This window comes from Streptomyces canarius (assembly GCF_014650735.1).
Classification (GTDB): domain Bacteria; phylum Actinomycetota; class Actinomycetes; order Streptomycetales; family Streptomycetaceae; genus Streptomyces; species Streptomyces olivaceoviridis.
This window is the reverse complement of sequence record NZ_BMVN01000010.1, coordinates 26,263-45,250: the sequence shown is the minus strand read 5'-3', so window position 1 is coordinate 45,250 and position 18,988 is coordinate 26,263. Positions and strand designations below refer to the sequence as shown.

The 18,988-nt window shown below is 73.5% G+C and carries 16 protein-coding genes; 6 read left to right on the top strand and 10 right to left on the bottom strand.

Translation table 11 applies throughout. The features are described from left to right. Positions 1-23: 23 nt before the first annotated feature. The gene (locus IE294_RS16680) at positions 24-371 is read left to right on the top strand and encodes a VOC family protein (protein WP_189886775.1); all 348 of its coding nucleotides are present in this window, start codon (positions 24-26) and stop codon (positions 369-371) included. 6 nt (positions 372-377) lie between these two features. Here the strand turns inward: IE294_RS16680 and IE294_RS16675 are convergent, their stop codons facing one another. The 9 genes from IE294_RS16675 to IE294_RS16635 all read right to left on the bottom strand — a co-directional run bounded on the left by IE294_RS16675 (position 378) and on the right by IE294_RS16635 (position 12,540). Next, complete coding sequence (locus tag IE294_RS16675) at positions 378-923, bottom strand: GNAT family N-acetyltransferase (RefSeq protein WP_189886772.1); 546 nt, start codon at positions 921-923, stop codon at positions 378-380. A gap of 53 nt (positions 924-976) precedes the next feature. After that, on the bottom strand, positions 977-1,900 hold the full coding sequence (locus tag IE294_RS16670) for a S66 peptidase family protein (protein WP_189886770.1): 924 nt from the start codon (positions 1,898-1,900) through the stop codon (positions 977-979). Then, complete coding sequence (locus IE294_RS16665; protein WP_189886768.1) at positions 1,897-3,864, bottom strand: S9 family peptidase; 1,968 nt, start codon at positions 3,862-3,864, stop codon at positions 1,897-1,899. The genes IE294_RS16670 and IE294_RS16665 overlap by 4 nt, the downstream gene beginning before the upstream one ends. Positions 3,865-3,867: 3 nt before the next feature. After that, a complete protein-coding gene (locus IE294_RS16660) occupies positions 3,868-5,184 on the bottom strand; it encodes a M20/M25/M40 family metallo-hydrolase (RefSeq protein ID WP_189886766.1) in 1,317 nt (438 codons plus the stop codon). Next, positions 5,177-6,010 (bottom strand): M55 family metallopeptidase, encoded by an 834-nt coding sequence (locus IE294_RS16655; protein ID WP_189886764.1) that lies wholly within the window; start codon positions 6,008-6,010, stop codon positions 5,177-5,179. The genes IE294_RS16660 and IE294_RS16655 overlap by 8 nt, the downstream gene beginning before the upstream one ends. 70 nt (positions 6,011-6,080) lie before the next feature. After that, positions 6,081-6,800 (bottom strand): class I SAM-dependent methyltransferase, encoded by a 720-nt coding sequence (locus IE294_RS16650; protein WP_189886762.1) that lies wholly within the window; start codon positions 6,798-6,800, stop codon positions 6,081-6,083. Positions 6,801-6,937: 137 nt separating this feature from the next. Beyond that, entirely contained in the window at positions 6,938-9,391 is a 2,454-nt protein-coding gene (locus tag IE294_RS16645; protein ID WP_189886760.1) for an ATP-binding SpoIIE family protein phosphatase, read from the bottom strand. Positions 9,392-9,534: 143 nt separating this feature from the next. Beyond that, the gene (locus IE294_RS16640) at positions 9,535-11,934 is read right to left on the bottom strand and encodes an MFS transporter (protein WP_189886757.1); all 2,400 of its coding nucleotides are present in this window, start codon (positions 11,932-11,934) and stop codon (positions 9,535-9,537) included. 162 nt (positions 11,935-12,096) lie between these two features. Further along, the gene (locus IE294_RS16635; protein ID WP_058082695.1) at positions 12,097-12,540 is read right to left on the bottom strand and encodes an SRPBCC family protein; all 444 of its coding nucleotides are present in this window, start codon (positions 12,538-12,540) and stop codon (positions 12,097-12,099) included. Positions 12,541-12,672: 132 nt separating this feature from the next. On the opposite strand from IE294_RS16635, the gene IE294_RS16630 reads away from it, so the two are divergent. The 3 genes from IE294_RS16630 (at position 12,673) to IE294_RS16620 (ending at position 14,825) form a co-directional block, all read left to right on the top strand. Beyond that, entirely contained in the window at positions 12,673-13,716 is a 1,044-nt protein-coding gene (locus IE294_RS16630) for an Rv2578c family radical SAM protein (protein ID WP_189886755.1), read from the top strand. A gap of 174 nt (positions 13,717-13,890) precedes the next feature. Further along, a complete protein-coding gene (locus tag IE294_RS16625) occupies positions 13,891-14,310 on the top strand; it encodes a RidA family protein (RefSeq protein ID WP_058082693.1) in 420 nt (139 codons plus the stop codon). Further along, positions 14,307-14,825: a GNAT family N-acetyltransferase gene (locus IE294_RS16620; RefSeq protein WP_229917186.1), complete on the top strand. Its 519-nt coding sequence runs from the start codon at positions 14,307-14,309 to the stop codon at positions 14,823-14,825. Before IE294_RS16625 ends, IE294_RS16620 begins: the two co-directional genes overlap by 4 nt. A 7-nt stretch (positions 14,826-14,832) precedes the next feature. Here the strand turns inward: IE294_RS16620 and IE294_RS16615 are convergent, their stop codons facing one another. Beyond that, a complete protein-coding gene (locus IE294_RS16615; protein WP_189886752.1) occupies positions 14,833-15,414 on the bottom strand; it encodes an adenylosuccinate lyase in 582 nt (193 codons plus the stop codon). A gap of 387 nt (positions 15,415-15,801) precedes the next feature. Between IE294_RS16615 and IE294_RS16610 the strand changes: the two genes are divergently transcribed. Together IE294_RS16610 and IE294_RS16605 are read left to right on the top strand one after the other, a co-directional pair. Continuing rightward, complete coding sequence (locus IE294_RS16610; RefSeq protein ID WP_189886750.1) at positions 15,802-17,616, top strand: 3-hydroxyacyl-CoA dehydrogenase family protein; 1,815 nt, start codon at positions 15,802-15,804, stop codon at positions 17,614-17,616. 160 nt (positions 17,617-17,776) lie between these two features. Beyond that, on the top strand, positions 17,777-18,595 hold the full coding sequence (locus IE294_RS16605) for a TetR family transcriptional regulator (RefSeq protein ID WP_229917185.1): 819 nt from the start codon (positions 17,777-17,779) through the stop codon (positions 18,593-18,595). The last annotated feature ends 393 nt before the right edge of the window (positions 18,596-18,988 follow it).

Below are 18,988 nucleotides of genomic sequence, written 5' to 3'. Positions count from 1 at the left end.
CGGCCCCAACTAGGCTCGGGCGCATGGAGATTCTGGGCGCCTCGCTGCGCATCTGCGTCGACGACCTCGAAGCCGCGATCCCCTTCTACGAGCGCCTGTCGGGCGGCACCGCCCTGCGCTTCCAGCGCGGCGGCGTCCAGGTCGCCGCGGTCGGTTCCTTCCTGCTGATGAGCGGTCCCGAGTCGGAGCTGGAGATCCTGCGCAAGGTGACGGCGACGATCGCGGTGAAGGACGTGGACGAGGCCCACCGGCTGCTGACCGGGCTGGGCGCCACGATCGTCGCGGGGCCGGTACCGACGCCGGTGGGCCGGAACCTGCTGGCGGTGCACCCGGACGGCTCGGTCTTCGAGTACGTGGACCAGCGGGGCTGAACCCGCTCAGTCGCGCATCTCGGTGGTGAGCGCCCAGCGTTCGTGATCGCGCCAGGCCCCGTCGACGTAGATCATGTCGGGTGAGAACCCCTCCCGCCGGAACCCGGCGCCCCGGGCGAGGGCGAGGGAGGCCGCGTTGCCCGGCTGGGCGTTGATCTCCAGCCGGTGCAGGCCGAGCGGCCCGAACGCGTACCCGATCACCAGCTCCAGCCCTTCGCGCATCAGGCCCCGCCCGGCCGCGTGCGCGAAGACGCCGTAGCCGAGGGCGCCGGACTGGAAGCCGCCGCGCACGATGTTGTTGATGTTGATGAAGCCGGCGATGGCCCCGCTGTCCTTCTCGCACACCAGGAAGCCGGCCCGCGCCGGGTCCTCGATGAGCCGGCCGGCGTAGTCGGCGTACGCCTCGTCGGTGTCCGGCGGGAACAGCCAGGGCCGGTGCAGGTCCTTGCTCTCCCGGGCCCGTGCGGTGAACTCGGGGCCGTCGGCGAGGGTGAAGGGGCGCAGGGCGACGCGCGGGCCCTCGGCGAGGGGGCGGGACGGCGGGTGCGACATCCGGCCAGCCTACGGCGTCCGCGCGGCGCCGGCTCCTCCGGCCGGCCTCCGCGTCAGCGCAGCGCCGGCTCGTCCAGCGTCAGCGTGCCCGCCTCCGCGTCCAGCGTGGCCGCGACGCCGAGCGGCATCGTCAACGCCCCTTCGCCGTGGCCGAATCCGACGTTCTCCGCCACCGGGACCCCGAGATCGCCGAGCCGGTCGGCCAGCAGGGGCCGCAGCCCGGCGTAGTCCGCGCAGCCCTCCCAGGAACCGAGCAGTACCCCGCGCACCCCCTCCAGCCAGCCGGAGCGCAGCAACTGGGTGAGGTACCGGTCCAGCCGGTACGTCTCCTCGCCCACGTCCTCCAGGCAGAGCAGTCCGCCGCGCGCGGAGGGCCGCGCGTGCGGGGTGCCGAGTTCGGCGGCGAGCAGGGACAGGCAGCCGCCGAGGGTGACGCCCCGGGCCCGGCCGGGGACGAGGGCCGTACCGCCGGAGGCGATCGTGCGGACGGTCTCGGGGGCGAACAGCGTGGCCCGCAGGTGCTCCTGGGCCCGCGCGTTCTTGATGAAGTCGATGCCGGCCGCCATCGGCCCGTGCAGGGTGGCCAGGCCCAGGCGCGTCGCGAAGGCCTCGTGCAGGACGGTGAGATCGCTGAACCCGACGAAGACCTTGGGCCCGGCCGCCCGCAGCGCGTCCCAGTCGAGCAGGTCGACCATGCGCTGCGCGCCGTAGCCGCCGCGGGCGCACAGCACGGCGTCCACGGTGGGGTCGCACCAGGCGTTCTGGAGGTCGGCGGCGCGGTCGGCGTCCGTGCCGGCCAGGTAGCCGAACTCGGGGTGCCGGTCCAGGACATGGGGTCCGACCACCGGGTCGAGGTCCCAGCCGCGCAGCACGTCGAGGCCCGCCTGGAGCCGCTCTTCGGGCACCGGTCCGCTGGTGGCGACGACGGCGACCCGCGCGCCCGGGGCCAGTCGGCGCGGTCGCAGGAGTTCCTTCACGGGTTCAGCTCCACCTTCGGCACCGGCGGTGTCGGGTCCAGCCCGAACACCTGGGAGTACAGGGACAGTTCGGCTTCCAGGGCGCGGACCATGGTGTCGGCCCGCCGGAACCCGTGCCCCTCCCCCGCGAAGGTGAGGTAGGCGTGCGGCACGCCCCGGCCCGCGATCCGGGCGAGGAAGCGTTCGCACTGGGCGGGCGGGCAGATGACGTCGTCCAGGCCCTGGAGCAGCAGGAACGGCGCGGTGAGCCGGTCGGCGTGCGTGGCCGGCGAGCGTTCGGCGTACCGGGCGGCCACCTCGGCGCGCGGGCCGATCAGCGACTCCAGGTAGCGGGACTCGAAGTCGTGGGTCTCGCCGGGGCCCCAGGTGGCGAGGTCGAGCACCGGGTAGATGACGGTGCCGCAGGCGTAGACGTCGGTCGTGGCCAGGGAGGCGGCGGTGGTCCAGCCGCCCGCGCTGCCGCCCCGGATCGCCAGCCGGGCGGGGTCGGCGGTGCCCTCGTCGGCGAGGGCCCGGGCGACGGCCGCGCAGTCCTCGACGTCGACCACGCCCCACTGTTCGCGCAGCCGCTCCCGGTAGGCCCGGCCGTACCCGGTGGAGCCGCCGTAGTTCACCTCGGCGACCCCGATGCCCCGCGAGGTGAAGTAGGCGATCTCCAGGTCCAGTACGAGTGGCACCCGGCTGGTGGGGCCGCCGTGCGCCCAGATGACGTACGGCGGCAGTTCGCCGTCGGGGGCGGTGCGGGCGGGGTGGTGCGGCGGGTAGAGGTGGGCGTGCACCTCGCGGCCGTCGGGGCCGGTGAAGGTGCGGGTCCGCGGCTCGGGGTAGTAGGCGGGGTCGACGGGGTCCCGGTGCGGGGATCCGATCGCCCGGGCGCGGCCGGTGGCGGTGTCCAGTTCGACCACTTCGTAGGCGGTGCGGGGGCCGGCGGCGACCGTGACGACGCGTGTGCCGTGGGTGGCGAGGCCGGCGGCGCACTCCGTCCACGGCCCGACGGCGTCGACGATCTCGCCGGACTCCGGGTCCAGTATCCCGAGCGCGGCCGGCCCCCGGCCGTGCACGACCGCGAGCAGACCGTTGTCCAATGGCGCGAACCAGCGCAGCCCGAGCTGCCACAGCGGCCCGCCGAACTCCTCCTCGCGCGGGCACAGGGGGGTGCCGTCGCGGTAGAGGTTCCACCAGCCGCTGCGGTCGCTCACGTACAGCAGGCCGCCGTCCGCCGACCACTCGACCTGGGCGACGGCCTCGTCCGGGCCGCCGGCGACGGTCCGCGCGTTTGTCAGTCGGCCGTCCTCCGCCACGTCGGTGACCAGCAGCTCCGTCCCGTCCCACGGCATCCGTGGGTGGTCCCAGGCCAGCCAGGCGGCCCGCCGGCCGTCCGGGGAGAGCCGGGCCCCGGTGACGAACCGGTGCCGGGGCTCGATCAGCTCGCGGACGGCGGCGCGGTCGCCGGCGGCCGAACCGTCCAGCGGTACGGCGGCCTGCACCCGCCGTATGTCGTCGGGGCCGTCCCCGGTGGACTCCTCCAGCACGCACCACACCTCACCGCGGGCGAGGTCGATCCGGGGCTCCGCCCAGCGCAGGCCGCCGCCCACCGGGGAGACGGGGGTGAGCGGGGCGGGCTCGCCGCCGGGCTCGTACCGGTACAGCCGCTGGTCGGCGAAGTGCACGAAGACGATCAGCGGCCGGCCGTCGTGGACCGCCCCGGTCCAGGGCCGGCCGCCGTACTCGATGACCCGGCTGCGCACGTTCCACGGCGCGGGCAGTACCGACTCCTCGCCCCCTTCGGCCCGCCGCCGCACCAGGGCCCGCCGGCCGCCCTCGGCTGGCCGGGGCTCGGTCCACCAGACCTCGTCCCCGACGAACCCCACCCAGTCCGGCCGCCCGTCGTGCGCGGCGGCGAGGGCCGCGTCGATCGGCGAGGGCCACGATCCGTACGGCGCGCTGCGCATCCGCTCCCCCATTCTCTAGGCCGTCCGCAGGAACCGGTCCAGGACGCGGACCCCGAAGTGCAGCGCCTCCACGGGCACCCGCTCGTCCACGCCGTGGAACAGCGCCTGGTAGTCGAGGTCCACGGGCAGCTTCAGCGGGGCGAAGCCGTAGCCGGTGATGCCGAGCCGGGAGAACTGCTTGGCGTCCGTGCCGCCCGACATGCAGTACGGCACCACGTGCCCGCCCGGCGCGAACTCCTCCACCGCGGCCCGCATCCTCGCGAACACCGGCGCGTCCACCGGTGCCTGGAGGGCCACTTCGCGATGCGCGAACTCCCAGTCGACGTCCGGCCCCGTCAGCTCGTCCAGCGTGGCGGTGAACTCCTCCTCCGCGCCGGGCAGACAGCGCCCGTCCACGTGGGCGACCGCTTCGCCCGGGATGACGTTGAGCTTGTAACCGGCGTCCAGCATGGTCGGGTTGGCGCTGTTGCGGACGGTCGACTCGACGAGCTTGGCGGCCGGGCCGAGCTTCTCCAGCAGCCGGTCCACGTCGGTGAAGTCGGGGTCGATGCCGTACAGCGCGGCGAGCTCGGTGAGGGCGGCCCGTACGGTGGGCGTGAGCCGGAGCGGCCACTCGTGCTCGCCGATGCGGGTGACGGCGGCGGCCAGCCGGGTCACCGCGTTCTCCCTGTTCACCTTGGAGCCGTGCCCGGCCCGGCCCCGCGCGGTGAGCTTCAGCCAGGCGGTGCCCCGCTCCCCCGCGGCGATCGGGTAGATCTCCCGCCCGGACCCGTCGTGGAAGGTGAAGGCGCCCGACTCGCTGATGCCCTCCGTGCAGCCCTCGAAGAGTTCGGGGTGCCGGTCGGCGAGGAACCCGGAGCCGTCCTCGGCGCTGGCCTCCTCGTCGGCGGTGAACGCGAGGACGATGTCCCGGCGGGGCCGTAGGCCCTGCCGGGCCCAGAACCGGACCACGGCCAGGATCATCGCGTCCATGTTCTTCATGTCGACGGCGCCCCGCCCCCACACCACGCCGTCGCGGACCTCGCCGGAGAACGGGTGCACGGTCCAGCCGGCGGCCTCGGCCGGCACCACGTCGAGATGCCCGTGCACCAGAAGCGCGTCGGCGGACGGGTCGGTGCCCTCGATCCGGGCGACCACGTTGGTGCGGCCCGGGGTGCGCTCCAGCAGCAGCGGGTCCAGGCCCGCCCCCGCCAGCCGCTCGGCCGCGTACTCGGCGGCGGGGCGCTCCCGGCAGTCCCCGCCGCCCCGGTTGGTGGTGTCGATGCGGATCAGGCCGGAGGTGAACTCCACGACCTCGGCCAGGGCCAGTTCGTCGGCCTGCTGGTCAGCCATACTGCTCCTCCACGGCGGCAGAGACGATCGTGGTGACCGCCTTGAACGTCCTGATCCCCTCGTACATCGTGGCGCTGGTGTACGCCACCTTGCGCTCCCCGGTCCGCGCCACGCCGGGCACGACGGTCGCGGCCATCGCGAGGTGTTCGGCGTCGAACTCGACGGTGACCGTGAACGGCCCGGCGTCCACCGGTTCCTGACGGACCGCCAGCCGCGCGGCCTCCTTGGCCGCCGCGCGGATGTCGGCCGCGGTCCGGGACGGGGTCCGGCAGACGGCCGCGTACCGCGACACATGGTCCTTGACGGCGACCTTCAGCGCCTCGGGCGCGTAGCCGAGGGCGTCCTCGCAGGCCACGTCGTCGCCGGTGACGAGGACGACGGGGACGCCGTACTCGGCGACGACGCGCGCGTTGAGCAGACCCTCGCTGGCACGGACGTCGTTCAGCCACACCCCGGTGATCTGGTTGGCCAGGTAGGTGTGGGCGAGGACGCCCTCCATGCCGGCGCCCGCGTGGTAGCCGACGAACGCGATGCCGTCGACGTCACCGTGCTGGACGCCCTCCACCATGGACAGCGCCTTGTGCCGGCCGGTGAGCATCTCGACCCGCTCGTCGAGGCGCTCCAGGAGGAGGTTGCGCATGGTCCAGTGGGCCTCGTTGACGAGCACCTGGTCGGCGCCGCCGTCGAAGAAGCCCTCCACGGCGGCGTTCACGTCCGAGGTGAACATCGACCGGCACCGCTCCCACTGCGGCGTCCCCGGCAGCACGTCGGCGGGCCAGGTGACGCCCGTGGCACCCTCCATGTCGGCACTGATGAGGATCTTCATGGTCCGTCACGTTACGCGTCGAGCGGCGGACAGGCTACGACCTCGCCCGGGGAAGCGATCCCGGGTCCGGTCAGGCTCCGGCGAGGACGAACCAGCGGGCCGGCAGGTCGATGCGGGTGCCGTCCGCGAGGTGCTCGGTCTGCGGCAGTGTCGTCCCGCCCTCGGCCAGGACGGTGAGACCGGCCTTGACGAGCAGCTGCGGGATCTCCTCGTCGGGGGCGTCGGCGGGCTTGAGGCCGTGGTGGAAGACGCGCTGGAGCTTGGGTCCCGGGCCGCCCGGCTCGGACGCCGCCCGCCGGAGGACGTCGCGGGAGCCGGAGGTGAGCTCGACCACGAAGGCGCGGCCTTCGGTGCCGATGAGTTCGGCGACGGCGGCGGCCACCGCGGGGCGCGCGGCCGGTTCGCTCTGGTGGATGACGGCCCGCATGTAGACATGGCTGTCGCCGAGCCGCTGGTGCAGGGCGCGGACGGCGTCGGTGTCGGTGAGGTCGAGCTGCTGGAACTCGACGGGGCCGCCGTTCGCGGCGCGGCGGGCGTGCTCGACGGCGGCGTGCGAGAGGTCGACGCCGACGGCGCGGGCGAAGCGGGTGGCCAGGTAGCGGGTCTGGGTGCCGTTGCCGCAGCCGAGGTCGACGATCGTCCGGCCGGTGTCGGCGTGGGGCAGGAGCAGGTCGCTGTGCGGTGCGGCGCTCAGGGAGGGGTCGGCGTCCCAGATCGCCTGGCCCCGGCCGTCGGAGGTCTCACGCCAGTAACTCTCCCACGCGTTGCGGTAGTTCTCCGAGACGTTCATATGATCTCCCCACGGGTCGGTTCCGTGATCGGAATATCGTGGGGACCGGGAGCAGGGCAAGGGTCAGGTGGTCACCTTCACGAGATGGACGGCCCGTGGTCGCTCCGGGCGGCGCGGTCCTCGCACCGCGTCCGACGTCAGTGACCGCTGGTGACGGCCTGCTCGAACCAGACGGTCTTGCGGTGTCCGCTGGCGCTGGCGCCCCATTCCCGGGCCAGCCGGCTGACCACGCGCAGGCCACGGCCCGACTCGTCGTGGGGGCCGGCGCTCAGCATGGCGGGCAGGGCGGGTTCGTCGTCGGTGACCTCGAACAGCAGCGCGTCCGTGCGGACCACCCGCAGTCCGATCCGGTCGCTCTCCGCGTGCCGGACGGCGTTGGTGACGACCTCGCTGACCAGTAGCTCGGCCGTCTCCACGGCCTGCGGCAGGCCCCACTCCAGGAGCCGTTCGCGGACCAGGCGGCGGGCCCGGGCCACCTCGCGCGGGTCGGCGTCGAGCCGCCACTCGGCGACGTGCTCGTCGGGGATGCCGTTGAGGCGGGCCATGAGCAGGGCGACGTCGTCCTTGCGTCCGCCGCGGGTGTTCAGGGCGCGGATGATCGTGTCGCAGGCGTCGTCCATGGAGGCCGCGGGGTGGGCGGCGGACTCGCAGAGCGCGGCGAGGCCCTCGCCGATGTCGGAGCCGCGCACCTCGACCAGGCCGTCGGTGCACAGCACCAGCCGGTCGCCGGGCGCGACCTTGACGCGCGTGACCTCGAAGGGGACGCCGCCGACGCCGATCGGGGCGCCGGTGGGCAGTTCGAGGAGCTCGCTGCGGCCGTCCTCGGCGCGGACCAGCACGGGCGGGATGTGGCCGGCGTTGGCGAGGGTGAGGTCGCCGCGGATCGGGTCGTACACGGCGTACAGGCAGGTGGCGAGGTAGGTGTCGCCGAGCCTGCGGGCCAGGTCGTCCAGGTTGCGCAGCAGTTGGGTGGGCGGGGTCTCCATCGCGGCCATGGTCTGCACGGCGGTGCGCAGCTGGCCCATCATCGCGGCCGAGTTGAGGCCGTGGCCCATGACGTCGCCGACCACGAGGGCGGTGCGGGAGCCGGGCAGTTTGATGGTGTCGAACCAGTCGCCGCCGATCCGGCCGAGCCGGGTGCCGGGCAGATAGCGGGTGGCGATGTCGCAGCCGGCCATCCGCGGGGTGACCTGCGGCAGCATGCTGTCCTGGAGGGTGTCGGCGACGTTCTCCTGGTAGGTGTACATACGGGCGTTGTCGAGCACCAGGCCCGCGCGGGCGGCGAGTTCGGCGCCGGTGGTGCGGTCCATGTCGTCGAACTGCGGCCGGTCGGGGCGGCGCATCAGCACCATGAAGCCGAGGACGACGTTGCGCGCCTTGAGCGGGACGATGAGCAGTGACCGGCCGCCGATGAGGGGTCGCAGGTCGCGCTTCTCGAACTCGCCGGAGATGCGCTCGGACAGTTCCTCGGTGACCCTCGGGATGAGCACCGGCCCGCCGGTGACCATGCACTTGTAGAAGGGGGTGTGCTCGGGGAAGGCGAAGGCCTCGCCGACGGGCACGGTGTCGTCCCAGCGGCCCGGTTCGTCGTTGTGCTCCACCCAGACGCGGAACATCACGGTGCTGGCGTCCGGCGGGCCGTCCGGGAAGCCTTCGCCGGCCAGCACCGCGGCGCGCAGATGGGTGCCGGCGAAGTCCGCGAACCGGGGCACGGCGGCGCTGGTGACCTCGCGGATGGTCTCGCCGAGGTCCAGGGAGGAGCCGATGCGGGAGCTGACCTCGTTGAGGAACTCCAGCCGCTCGCGGACGGCGGCGTACTCCAGGTCCTGTTCGGCGCCGGCCGGGACCACGGCCACGGCCCGCTGCTGCGGTACGACGGCTTCTTCGGCGCGGGTGCGCCCGGGGCGGCGGGGCACGCCCCAGTACGGGGTCACGGGCACCCGCTCGTACTGGCTGAACTCCAGGACCGGATAGCCGAGTTCGAGGACCTGCGCGACGATGCGGGCGCTGAGTCCCGGACCCATGTTGGGCAGGATCTCGGGCAGCCGCCGTTCGAGTTGGTCGGAGGCGGGCAGTTCGGTGTGGCGGGCGAAGCCGGGCGCGATGCGTTCGGCGGTCTCGTCGTCGTAGCCGCGTTCGTCGCGCAGCCGGGTGGCGTCGGCGGCGAGCACGAGCAGCCGGGCGGGACCCGGGCCGACCAGCGGGTAGGCCCACCACAGCACGTCCAGCCGCTCGCCGTCGGGCGTCTGCGGGGGCGGGCAGAGGCGGGCGCGGCCGGCCGTGGCGTAGCCGGTGTGCCCGCCGAGCGAGGTCTCCAGGTCGGGGCCGGGTCCGTCGTACGTCTCGTACGCGTCGGGCATCGCGCCGTCCTGAAGGTCCTCCGGCAGGGCGCCGGAGACGGGCAGCAGATCGGCCGCGGGCTGTCCGACGGCGTCCTCGCGGCTCACGCCGAACAGGCGGCGCGCACCGGTGCTCCAGTGGGACACCAGTCCGGCCCGGTCGACGACGACCACGGCCAGCGGAATCCGGCCCGCGGCGGTGTCGCCGATGCCGCGCCCGGGAGCTGTGTCCCGCTCGCTGCCACGGTCCATGGCCCAGGCCCTCTCTCCCCACGGCTGTCCGCAAACGATCTGTGCCGCCCGCCACTACGGTAGGACGGCCGCCGGTCGCGATGTGCGGCAATCCTGGAATTGGTTCCGGCGGATCGCTCCGGCGCGGCGAGCGGGCGCCCCGCTCAGTCCTCGTGGCCCAGTTGGAGATCGCGTTCCGTCCGGCCACCCCCCGCGACCTGCAACACCGTGGCGACCGGCGGGTAACCTGCGGCGATGACGGTGTACTCGCCGGAGGAGAGATCGACGAACCGGAACGTTCCGTCGGCTCCGGTGGTGAGGGTGTCGACGACGTTGCCGGCGGCGTCGAGCAGGGTCACGCGGGCGTCCTCCACGGGGCGTCCGCCGCTCGCCCGGACGGTGCCCCTCAGCACGGCGCCGCCCGCGAGTTCGACGTCCTGCCTGGTCTCCCGGGAGGCCTGCACGCTGACCGGGAGCGCGGCGGGCCGGAAGGCGGGGGCGCTGGCGGCGAGGGTGTACTCGCCCGCGACCAGTTCCGTGATGACGTAGCCGCCCTCGCGCCCGCTGCGGGTGCTCGCGACGACCTCGCCGTGCACGTTGGTGAGCGTGACGGCGGCGTCGCGGACGGGGCTGCCGTCGGCGGTGAGCACGCTGCCGGCGAGGCGGCCGGCGCCGCCGAGGACGACGTCGAGTTCGACGGGGCGTTCGCCGACGGTGACGGAGACGGCCTGCGGCTGGTGCCCGCCGGCGGCGGCGATCAGCACGTACGACCCGGAGCCGGGCGTGCTGAGCGCGTACCGGCCGTCGTCGCCGCTGGCGCCCCGCCCGATCTGCTGTCCGGCGACGTCGATGAGGGTGAGGGCCGCGCGGGGCACCACGGTGCCGTCGGGGTGCTGCACGGTGCCGCAGACGGGGACCCCGGCGGCGTAGGGCGCCCGGGCACCGGGGATCGAGGCGGTCACGGGCTGCGGCTCTGTTTCGGCGGTGTTGTGGGACACCAGTGGTTTCTCCTTGAGGAAGAAGGCGATGAGCAGGCCGAGGGCGAGCACCGGGACCAGGTAGAGGAAGATCCGGGGCATCGCGTCGGCGTAGGCGCGGATGTAGGCGTCGCGCAGGGCCGGGGGCAGCGCGTGGACGAGCTGCGGGGTGATCGAGTCGGCGGCGGGCAGTCCGGTGCCCGCGCGCGGGGGCAGCTCCTTGTGCAGCGAGGAGGTGAGCCGGTCGGCGAAGAGGGTGCCGAAGACGGCGGCGCCGACGCTCCCGCCGATCTGCCGGAAGTAGTTGTTGGCGCTGGTGGCGGTGCCGAGGTCGGCGGGGCGGACGGAGTTCTGCACGGCGAGGACGAGGACGGGCATGACCAGGCCGATCCCGGCGCCGAGGACGGCCATCCAGACGCTGTAGTGCAGCCGGGGCGTGTCGGTCTGAAGCCGGGACAGCAGCCACATGCCGACGGTGGCGACGGCGCAGCCGAGCACGGGGTAGATCTTGTAGCGGCCGGTGTGGCTGATGAGCTGTCCGCCGACGATGGAGGCGCCGACGATCCCGGCCATCATCGGCAGCATCAGCAGCCCGGACTCGGTGGCGCTGGCGCCGTCGACCATTTGCAGGAAGGTCGGCAGATAGCTGGCGGCGCCGAACAGGGCGACGCCGATCACCAGGCCGACCAGGCCGCTGAGGGCGAACACGGAGTCGCGGAACAGCCGCAGCGGGATCAGGGGTTCGGCGGCGAAGCGCTCGGCGACCAGGAAGAGGACGGTGGCGAGGAGGGCGCCGGCGCCGAGGCCGAGGATCTGCCGGGAGCCCCAGGCGTACTCGGTGCCGCCCCAGCTGGTGAGCAGGACCAGGCAGGTCGAGGCGGCGGCGAGCAGCAGGGTGCCGAGGACGTCGAGCCGGCCGCGGGTGCGCGGTCTGGGGAGCTTGAGGACGACGGCGATGACGGCCAGGGTGACCAGGCCGAAGGGGACGTTGACGTAGAAGCACCAGCGCCAGGAGAGGTGGTCGGTGAAGTAGCCGCCGAGCAGCGGTCCGGCGACGGAGGCGAGGCCGAAGACGGCGCCGATCAGGCCCATGTACCGGCCGCGCTCCCGGGGCGGCACGATGTCGGCGATGATCGCCTGCACACCGATCATGAGGCCGCCGGCGCCGACGCCCTGGACCGCGCGGAAGGCGATCAGCTGGTCCATGGTCCCGGCCCGGCCGGCGAGGGCCGAGCCGAGGACGAAGACGGCGATGGCGAACTGGAAGACGCCCTTGCGGCCGACCAGGTCGCCGAGTTTGCCGTAGACCGGCAGGCCGATGGTGGAGGTGAGCAGGTACGAGGTGATCGCCCAGGACATCTTGTCCAGGCCGTGCAGTTCGCCGACGATCTTCGGCAGGGCGGTGGCGACGATCATCTGGTCGAGGGCGGCCAGCAGCAGGGCCAGCATCAGCCCGAGGAAGACCAGCCGCACCCGGCGGGGCCCGATTCCGGCGGGCGGCGCGGGAGGCGGCGGTGCGACCGCGGTCTCCTCGCCGGGAGCCGGTGCCACGACCGGCTCGCGCTGCACCAGTGTCGTCCCGCCCACGTACCGCTCCCCTCGTCACACCCGTTCACATTTCCCGCGTTAGGCGACAACTGCGAACAACTGCGGCGAGTTACGGCACCATCCGGTATGGGCCGGAGATGCACTCGAACCGGTGAAGGGGCCGACCGGCGGTCAACCCCCGTTCACCGGTGGGCGCTTGGGCTACTTCTCGACCTCGGCGGCGAGCCTGGCGAGCAGGGCGTCGTAGATCCGGCCGAGGCCCTTGGGCGCGAAGGTCCTCTCGAAGAAGCCGCCGATGCCGCCGGCGCCCTGCCAGGTGGTGGTGACGACCACGCGCGACGCGCCCTCACCGGCGGGGGTGACGCGCCAGGTGGTGACCATGGAGGAGTTGCGGTCCTTCTCGACCAGCTCGCCGTCGGTGGGCTCGCTGACCTCCAGCAGGCAGTCGCGCACCCGCTTGCTGGTGGCCTGGAGCTTCCAGTGGACGAGGGTGCCCTCGCCGTCGCCGCCCTCGCGCACCTCGTACTCGCTGAACTGCTCGGGCAGCAGCTTCTGCCGCGTGCCGCGGTAGTCGGCGAGGGCGTCGAACACCTTCTCCGCGTCCGCCGCGACGACCCGCTCCGTAGTGGCCTCGACCTGCGCCATTGCGTTCCTCCACGACCTGGTTCCTCGGGGTTGGCGCAAGCCAACCACCCCGGCGCCCGGCCGCCCAAATCGAGGGTCACGATCATGAGAACATGTGTTCTATTCTGTGGGCAGTGCGAGCGAGGAGGCGTCATGCGCTGGGAGAACCTCACAGACGAGAGCGAACACGGCCGGGCCGCCGACGCCGCGCTGTTCGGCGCGGACGCCGTCACCACCAGGACGTTCGACACGCCCGAGTTCCAAGGCATCACCTTCCACGAGGTCCGGGCGCGCTCGGTGCTGAACCGGGTGCCGGGCGCCTCCCGCATGCCGTTCGAATGGACGGTCAACCCCTACCGGGGCTGCACGCACGCGTGCGTCTACTGTTTCGCCCGCAAGACGCACGGCTACCTGGACCTGGACACCGGCGTCGGCTTCGACACCCAGATCGTCGTCAAGGTGAACGCCCCCGAGGTGCTGCGCCGCCAGCTCGGCTCCCCCCGCTGGCGGGGCGACCACGTGGCGATGGGCACCAACGTCGACTGCTACCAGCGCGCCGAGGGCCGCTACCGGCTGATGCCGGGCATCATCTCCGCGCTCACCGATCACGCGAACCCGTTCTCCATCCTCACCAAGGGCACCCTGATCCTGCGCGACCTGGACCTGCTGGTCCGGGCGGCGGAGGTGACGGACGTGGGCGTCTCGGTCTCCGTCGGCTTCCTGGACGCCGGGCTGTGGCGCACGGTGGAGCCGGGCACGCCCGCGCCCGAGCGCCGGCTGGACGTCGTCCGCGCCTTCGGGGAGCACGGGGTCGGCTGCGGGGTGCTGATGGCGCCGGTGATCCCGTTCCTGAGCGACCACCCGGCCCAACTGCGGGCCACGGTACGGGCCATCGCGGCGGCCGGGGCCACCTCCGTCACACCCCTGGTGCTGCATCTGCGCCCCGGCGCCCGGGAGTGGTTCATGGCCTGGCTCGGACAGCACCATCCGCACCTGGTGCGGCGGTACGAACGGCTGTACGCGGAGGGCGCCTACGCGCCCAAGTGGTACCAGCGGCGGATCACCCGTCAGGTGCACGAGCTGGCGCAGGAGTACGGCATCGGGCCCGCGCGCGCGGGGCTGGCCCGCCGGATCCGCCCGGCCGAGCCGGCACCGGCCCCCACGGAGCCGGAGCCGGTCCAGCTCAGCCTCATGTGAGGACGCCCGGGGGCATGGGAGGGCATCCCACGGCCCCATGGGGCCGAGTATCGCCGCAACGCGTTCTCCAGGGCCCCGGCTCCGGGACGATCCGGCGAGAACCGTGAGCCTCGCGGTTCGCCGAAGACCTCCGTCCCGGGAGGACCGTTCGGTGGGGTGGGCCATCATGGGGTCATGAGCGAACCGACCCGGGCCGGTCGTGGACCGATCCGCATTCCCGCGCCGGCCGGGGTGTTCCCCGCCGCCCAGTACACCCATGTGGTGACCGCGACCGGCCGCCTCGTCGCCGTCTCCGGCCAGCTTCCCCTGGACGAGGACGGCGAGTTGGTCGGGCCGGGCGATCCGGCGGCCCAGGCGCGGCAGGTGTTCGCGAACCTGCGGCGCTGCCTGGCCGCCGCGGGGGCCCGTTTCGAGGACGTGGTGAAGCTGACGTACTTCGTCACGGACATGGCCCACATGCCGGCGATCCGCGCGGCCCGCGCCGCCCACATACCCGACGACCGCCTGCCCGCCTCCTCCGCGGTGCGGGTGGCCGGGCTGGTGGCGCCGGAGTTCCTGCTGGAGGTCGAGGCTCTCGCGGTGGTGGCCGCGTGAGTGCCCTGACGATCCGGGAGATGACCCTGGCCGACTGTGACCGCGTCTCCGAGATACGGATCCGTGGCTGGCGGCACGCCTACCGGGGGCTCATGCCGCAGCCGTACCTCGACGGGCTCAGCGTCACCGCGGACGCCGAGCGGCGGCGGGCCCGGTTCGCCGAAGGGAACGGCTCGGTGGTGAACCTGGTCGCCGAGCGGGACGGCACGGTGGTCGGGTGGGCGGCGCACGGGCCGTACCGGGACGGCGGGACGCGCACCGGCGACGCCGAGCTGTACGCGATCTACGTGGACCCGGCCCGGCTCGGCGGCGGGATCGGGCGGGCGCTGCTCGCCGCGTCGGCCGAGCGGTGCCGGGCGTTCCCGCGCATGCTGCTGTGGGTCCTCAAGCAGAACGCGCCCGCCCGCCGCTTCTACGAGCGCGCCGGGTTCCGGCCCGACGGGGCCGAGGAGCCCTTCGAGGTGGGCGGCGTGCCGGTGCCCGAGGTGCGGTACGTGAAGGCGCTGGGCGGCTGACCGGGCGTCAGCTCGGCTGCTGCTCCGGTATCCGCGCCAGCGCGTGCACCGCGGCCTCGGCGAGCGCGGGGTGCGCGAGGGCCTCGGTGAGGACCCGCCGGGCGCGGGCGTCGCCGAGCGCGCCCAGGCCCTCCACGCAGGCGAGGGCCACCCGGCGGTAGGGGTCGTGCGGGCGCAGCCGCCGCTCCAGCGTGGTGATCAGCGCGGGCACGGACTCCGGGGCGCGCAGGGCGACCAGGAGCCGTACCGGGTGCAGGGCGTAGGCGACGCGGAGTTCGTTGGTGGCGAGGGCCGCGGCGGCCCGTGCCGTGCGCGGGTCGCCGAGCCGGGCGAGGGCGTGCGCGGCGGAGGCGCAGCGCGGCGGGTCGCGGTGGTTGAGCAGCAGTACCAGGGACTCGAAGGCGCGCCGGTCGCCGGCCCGGCCGAGGCGGAACGCGGCCAGCTCCCTGGCCCAGAGCGGCTGTCCGGGCGCGGTGAGCACCTCCGCCAGTTCGTCCTGGTCCCCGGTGGCCACCAGGTGCTCGAACGCGGCCGAGCCGCCCGACTCCTGCCGTAAGCGTTCCGTGAGCGATCGCGACTCTTCGTCCACGAGGTCCAGGGTAGGCGGGTCGCGGCGGCGGAGGGAGCTACATCACAAAGTCGGTTCGCACGCGGGGACTAGCGCGCTCGTTACCCGCCGGTTAAGCTCATACGAGCGAGTAACCCTCGCGCATTTCCGCTGGCGACGGTCTGGTGACGCGGCCGTCGCGAGCGAGCAGGTCGGTTCGGTACGCCGTGCGTACCGCGGTACGACCCGGCTTCGGGACAGAGCCGGTCGGAAGTCCGCCGCTCCCGGGCGTGTGCACGCCCGTGGCACCGGCGCCCCCGGGCGTGTGCGCTCGCAGCCCGGCAACACCCGCACCCTCCCGCTCCGTGGTGCGCCCTGAGGCGCACCCGGCGCGCTCCTCGTCGTCACCCTCATTCCTGGAGTCCCGCGATGGCCACTCCCCTGTCCGACTCAGCCCTGTCCCCGCTGTCCCCGCTCAAGACGATCGCCGTGGTCGGCCTCGGCACCATGGGCACCGGCATCGCCGAGGTCCTCGCGAAGGCCGGCCGCGAGGTGATCGGCATCGACATCAGCGAGGCGCGCACCGCGCAGGCGCTCGCCACCCTGGAGGCCGCCACCACCCGTGCCGTGGCGCGCGGCCGGCTCACCGAGGAGGAGCGCGTCCGGGCCCTGGCCCGGGTCCGCACCGCCACCGACCTCGGCGCGGCGGCCGACGCCGACCTCGTCATCGAGGTGGCCCCGGAGTCGTACGAGATCAAGCAGCAGATCTTCCGCGAGCTGGACGGCATCGTCCGCCCGGGGACGATCCTGGCGACCGGCACCAACGCGCTGTCGGTGACCCGGCTGGCGGCCGACTCCGCCCGTCCCGAGCGCGTGCTCGGCCTGCACTTCTTCAACCCGGCGCCGGCGATGCGGCTGGTGGAGGTCGTCTCCTCGGTGCTGACCGCGCCGCAGGCCGTGGCGGCCGTCACCGACCTGGCGATCGAGCTGGGCAAGGAGCCGGTCGCGGTCGGCGACCGCCCCGGCTTCGTGGCGGACGGGCTGCTCTTCGGCTACCTCAACCAGGCCGCCGCCATGTACGAGGCCAGGTACGCCTCCCGCGAGGACATCGACGCGGCCATGCGGCTCGGCTGCGGCCTGCCCATGGGCCCGCTCGCCCTGCTGGACCTGATCGGCGTCGACACCGCGCGGACGGTCCTGGAGGCCATGTACGCCGAGTCCCGGGACCGGCTGCACGCCCCCGCCCCGATCCTCAAGCAGCTCAGCGAGGCGGGCCTGACCGGCCGCAAGTCGGGGCGCGGCTTCTACACCTACGAGGCGCCGTGCAGCGGGACCGTCGTGCCGGACGCGCTGACCCCGGCGGCGGGCACCTCCCCGGTCGCGGGCCGCGAGGTGCGCTCGGTGGGCGTCGCCGGCTCCGGCACCATGGCCTCCGGCATCGCCGAGGTGTTCGCCAAGGGCGGCTACGACGTCGTCCTGGCCGCCCGCAGCGAGGAGAAGGCGCAGGCCGCCAAGGCCCGGATCGGCACGTCGCTCTCCCGCTCCGTCGACAAGGGCCGGCTGACCGCCGAGGCCGCCGCGCGGGTCCTGGACCGGATCACCCCGGCGGGCTCCTACGACGCCTTCGCCGAGGTCGATCTGGCGGTCGAGGCGATCGCCGAGGACCTGGAGGTCAAGCGGCAGCTGTTCGCCACGTTGGACAAGGTGTGCAAGCCGGGCGCGGTCCTGGCCACCACCACCTCGTCGCTGCCCGTCGTCGCCTGCGCCCGCGCGACCTCGCGCCCGCAGGACGTGATCGGCATGCACTTCTTCAACCCGGCACCGGCGATGAAGCTGGTCGAGGTCGTGCGGACGGTGCTGACGGCGGACGACGTCCACGCGACCGTGCGCGAGGTGTGCACGAAGATCAGGAAGCACGCGGTGGACTGCGGCGACCGCGCCGGATTCATCGTGAACGCGCTGCTGTTCCCGTACCTCAACAACGCGATCAAGATGGTGCAGGAGCACTACGCGTCCCTCGACGACATCGACGCGGCGATGAAGCTGGGCGGCGGCTACCCGATGGGCCCCTTCGAGCTGCTGGACGTGGTCGGGCTGGACGTCTCGCTGGCCATCGAGAAGGTGCTGCACCGCGAGTTCCGCGACCCCGGTCTCGCCCCGGCTCCGCTGCTGGAGCACCTGGTGGCCGCGGGCTGCCTCGGCCGCAAGACCGGCCGCGGCTTCCGCGAGTATGCCCGCCGCTGACGGCGTCGGCGACTGGTCACGGACGGAGCCGGACTGGGGCGGGCTGCTCGACCCGGGTGGCCCTCCCCCGTCCGTCCGGCCCGGCGGTCCCCCGTCCTCCGGGGGCGGGGGACACCCCGGACCTGCGCATCGGGCTGCGCGCATGCAGTACGTTCGGGTCATGTCCCAGCCCGCCAAGTCCTCACGTACACCAGCTACGCCCGACGCGCCGGAGAGTGCCGCAGGCAGTCGCGCCGCCGCCCAGCGGCTCAAGATGCGCCGGGAACTGGCGGCAGCAGCCATGGAGCTGTTCGCGACCAAGGGGTACGAGGCCACCACCGTCGACGAGATCGCCGCCGCCGCCGGCGTCGCCCGGCGCACCTTCTTCCGCCACTTCCGCTCCAAGGAAGAGGCGATCTTCCCGGACCACGACGACACGCTGATCCGCGCGGAGGCGGTCCTCAACGCCGCGCCCGCGCACGAGCACCCGCTCGACACCGTGTGCCGGGGCATCAAGGAGGTCATGAAGATGTACGCGGCGCGGCCGGACATCTCGGTCGCCCGCTACAAGCTCACGCGTGAGGTGCCCACCCTGCGCGAGGCCGAGATCGCCTCCGTGGCCCGCTACGAGCGCCTGTTCACGCGGTACCTGCTCGGCCATTTCGACGAGCACGCGCACGCGGACGACGCCAACGACGATCCGCTGCTGGCCGAGGTCGCCGCCTCCGCCGTGGTCACCGCGCACAACCACGTCCTGCGGCGCTGGCTGCGGGCGGGCGGCCAGGGCGACGTGGAGGCCCAGCTGGACCACGCCTTCGCCATCGTGCGCAAGACCTTCGGCACCGGCATCGGGGCCGGGCGCGGCACGGCGCCCCGGTCGGCCGCCTCCGCCTCGGCGGCGGCCTCCGTCGAGGGCGAGGTGCTGGTCACCGTCGCACGCACCGACGCACCCCTGGAAGAGGTCATGCGCACCATCGAACAGGCCCTCAAGGAACGCTGACCCGACCTTTCCCGCTGTGACAACGGCCACCCACCGGGTGGCCGTTTTTGCACGTCAGCGCCCTTTTTGACCCGCCGACAGAGAGCCGTTCGATCGATCATCGCTCATCTGTCAAGTAAAGAATTCATTTGAGGGGAAGTTCTGGCACTCAGTGCCTTGCGGGGTGACACGGGGTGTCATACGTTGAAGGAGTCCGGGCTGTCCCCGCAGACCATCACCTGCGCGTCCGGACGCCTGCGTCACAGGCAACCTCCCGCGCCACCAAGCGCTGCCGAAGCACCACCGAGCCGAACCGACGGCACACCCTCACCACCCTCAGCAGCACTGACAGCACCGACGAACCCTCAGGCGCCCCTCCCTCAAGGGCGCTCACCCGCCGGAGGCAACACCGTG